The organism is Bradyrhizobium sp. (genome assembly GCF_017881085.1).
In the GTDB taxonomy this organism is placed as follows: Bacteria; Pseudomonadota; Alphaproteobacteria; order Rhizobiales; family Xanthobacteraceae; genus Bradyrhizobium.
This window is the reverse complement of sequence record NZ_JADGRI010000457.1, coordinates 1-3,130: the sequence shown is the minus strand read 5'-3', so window position 1 is coordinate 3,130 and position 3,130 is coordinate 1. Positions and strand designations below refer to the sequence as shown.

Genomic DNA, 3,130 nt, shown 5'->3' with positions numbered 1-3,130 from the left:
CTCCAGTTTCGAGGATTTGATCGGCCAGGACGCCGTGGTCCGTACCGTGTCGAACGCGTTCGAGACCGGGCGGATTCCGCAGGCCTGGATCCTGACCGGCGTGCGCGGAGTCGGCAAGACCACCACGGCGCGGATCCTCGCCCGCGCGCTGAATTACGAGCTGCCTGACGGCTCGGTGAAGGGCCCGACCATCCACATGCCGGTGCTGGGCGTGCATTGCCAGGCGATCATGGAAAGCCGGCACATGGACGTCCTGGAAATGGACGCAGCCTCGCATACCGGCGTCGATGACGTGCGCCAGATCAACGACAGCGTGCGCTACGCGCCGGCCAGCGCCCGCTACAAGGTCTACATCATCGACGAAGTCCACATGCTCTCGACGGCGGCGTTCAACGCCTTCCTCAAGACGCTGGAAGAGCCGCCGGAGCACGCCAAGTTCGTGTTCGCGACCACCGAAATCCGCAAAGTCCCGGTGACGGTGCTGTCGCGCTGCCAGCGCTTTGACCTGCGCCGGGTCGAGGCCGACGTGCTGATGAAGCATCTTGCCAATATCGCGGCCAAGGAGAACGTCGAGGCGGAGCCGGAAGCGCTCGGCATCATCGCGCGCGCCGCCGAAGGCTCGGTGCGCGATTCGCTGTCGCTGTTCGACCAGGCGATCGCCCACGCGGCAGGTCCGGTGCGCGCCGATGCGGTGCGCCAGATGCTCGGGCTGGCCGACCGCACCCGGGTGATCGATCTCTTCGATTCGCTGGCGCGCGGCGATATCGCCAGCGCGTTTGGGGAATTTCGCGAGCAATACGACACCGGCGCCGATCCGATCGTGGTGCTGTCCGACCTCGCCGAATTCGTCAACTTCGTCACCCGCGTCAAGATCGTGCCGGCCACCGCGGACAACGTCGCCTACAGCGAAACCGAACGCCTGCGCGCCCGCGATTTCGCCGCCAAAATCTCGATGCGGGTGCTGTCGCGGATGTGGCAGATGCTGCTGAAGGGCATCACCGAAGTGCAGACCGCGACGCGCCCCGCGGCGGCGGCGGAAATGGTGCTGGTGCGCATCGCCTATGTCGCGGATCTGCCGACGCCGGACGAGGCGATCCGGATGATCGAGCAGAATGGCGGCTCATCGCCGGCCGTTGGCGGAAACGCCGGGCCGCGCAGCGCGCCGGCCGCGCCGGGTTCCTCGGCGCAGTCGTCGCCCGCGCGCATGTCCAGCGCCCCCCGGACCAATGCCGAGCCATCGGCACGGCCGCAAATGATCGCGCCGTCACCCGATGCGCAGGCGGCCCCGGCCGCGCGCCGGATCGCCAGCTTTCCGGAGCTCGTGGCGCTCGCCGCCGAGAAACGCGACCTGCTGACAAAAGCCGCGCTGGAGGCCGACGTCCGGCTGGTCCGCATCGAGGACGGCCGCCTTGAGGTGGCGATGGAGCGCAGCGCGGCGCGGACGCTGATCAACGATCTCTCGCGCAAGCTCGAGCAATGGACCGGACGGCGCTGGACCGTCACCGTGTCCAACGAACCCGGGCAGCCGACGGTGCGTTCGCAGAACGAAGTCGCGAAGAATCAGCGTGAGCGCGCCGCCGAGGCCGATCCGCGGGTGCAGGAAGTGCTCGCGCGCTTTCCCGGCGCCAAGGTGGTCGAGGTCCGCAAGCTTGCCCCGGAGCCGCCGGAATCCGATGCTAGCGGTGAAGACCCCGCCGAAAGTCCCGACAGCGACGATCTATAGCGATACAAAAAGGAAGCATTCATGGCTGATTTTCTCGGCATGATGAAGCAGGCGGCGCAACTGCAGTCGAAGATGCAGGCGATGCAGGAAGAGCTCGGCCATGTCGAGGTCGAGGGCGTTTCCGGCGGCGGCCTGGTCAGCGTGCGCATGACCGCGAAAATGGAAGTGAAGGGCGTCAAGATCGACCCCAGCCTGATGAAGGCCGACGAGCGCGAAATCCTCGAAGACCTGCTGGTGACCGCCCTCAACGACGCGCGGCGCAAGGCGGAAGCCGCAATGCAGGAAAAGATGCAGGCGCTGACCGGCGGCCTCGGCCTGCCGCCGGGACTGGGCCTCACCTGACATGGCCACTGCGGTTGCCGGTCCCGAAATCGAACGCCTGATCCAGCTGCTGGCGCGGCTGCCGGGGCTCGGCCCGCGTTCGGCGCGGCGCGCGGCGCTGCATCTGATCAAGAAGCGCGAGGCGCTGATGACGCCGCTGGCCGGCGCGCTGCAGGTCGCGATCGACAAGATCCAGGTCTGCGGGACCTGCGGTAATATCGACACCCAGAATCCCTGCACCGTATGCACCGATCCGCGCCGCGATCCCTCGATCATCGTCGTGGTCGCCGACGTCGCAGATCTCTGGGCGCTGGAGCGCGCGCATGCGACCAGCGGTCGCTATCACGTGCTTGGCGCGACCTTGTCGCCGCTCGACGGCGTCGGTCCGCAGGACCTCACCATCGACGCGCTGGTGGCGCGCGCGCACGACCCGCAGGTTTCGGAAATCATCCTCGCCCTGAATGCCACTGTCGACGGGCAGACCACCGCGCACTACATCACCGATCTCCTGCAGGAGGCGAACGTCAAGGTGACGCGGCTCGCCCATGGCGTGCCGGTCGGCGGTGAACTTGATTACCTCGATGAAGGCACGTTGTCCGCGGCCATGCGGCAGCGAACCCTGTTCTAGCAACCAGATACGGAAATGATCGACATGACGAAACGACGATTCGGCAAACGGCTGGCCTTGGGCGTGGTCATTGCGGCAACGTTCGCCGCGCCTCCCGTGATGGCGCAGCAGGTCGCGCCTGCACCGAAGGCAGGCAAGCCGATCAACGCCGGCGATGTGCTTTCGGGAGAACTCAACGCCATGCGCCTGCGCGGCGACAAGAAGGGCAAGCGCGTCGCCACCTACCAGCTCACCAGCGAGCCGCGCCGCCTTCCCCCTCCGAACGGGCTGTGCGGCCTGGAAACCGGCCCCGAGACGTTTCAGATCGTGACCAACAGCGACGCCCAGGCGGCGCAGTTGAGAGGCTTTATCGGCAAGGAGGTCTCGCTCAAGGTTGACGAGATCGCCTGCGCCCAGGACGCCGGGCAGATGAGCGAGGCCGTCGTCACCAAATGGAGTGTGGTGACGAAGCACTGAGT

4 protein-coding genes are annotated in these 3,130 nt (G+C 66.8%); all 4 read left to right on the top strand.

The genetic code is table 11. The annotated features are described in order from the left end of the window. The coding region (locus QZ213_RS26530; RefSeq protein WP_291689019.1) for a DNA polymerase III subunit gamma/tau at positions 1-1,723 on the top strand (1,723 nt) is incomplete at its 5' end. Positions 1,724-1,744: 21 nt separating this feature from the next. Then, positions 1,745-2,065: a YbaB/EbfC family nucleoid-associated protein gene (locus QZ213_RS26525; RefSeq protein WP_291689018.1), complete on the top strand. Its 321-nt coding sequence runs from the start codon at positions 1,745-1,747 to the stop codon at positions 2,063-2,065. 1 nt (position 2,066) lies between these two features. After that, a complete protein-coding gene (gene recR, locus QZ213_RS26520) occupies positions 2,067-2,672 on the top strand; it encodes a recombination mediator RecR (RefSeq protein WP_291689017.1) in 606 nt (201 codons plus the stop codon). A gap of 24 nt (positions 2,673-2,696) precedes the next feature. Beyond that, positions 2,697-3,128, top strand: a complete 432-nt coding sequence (locus tag QZ213_RS26515) for a hypothetical protein (RefSeq protein ID WP_291689020.1) — start codon at positions 2,697-2,699, stop codon at positions 3,126-3,128. The last annotated feature ends 2 nt before the right edge of the window (positions 3,129-3,130 follow it).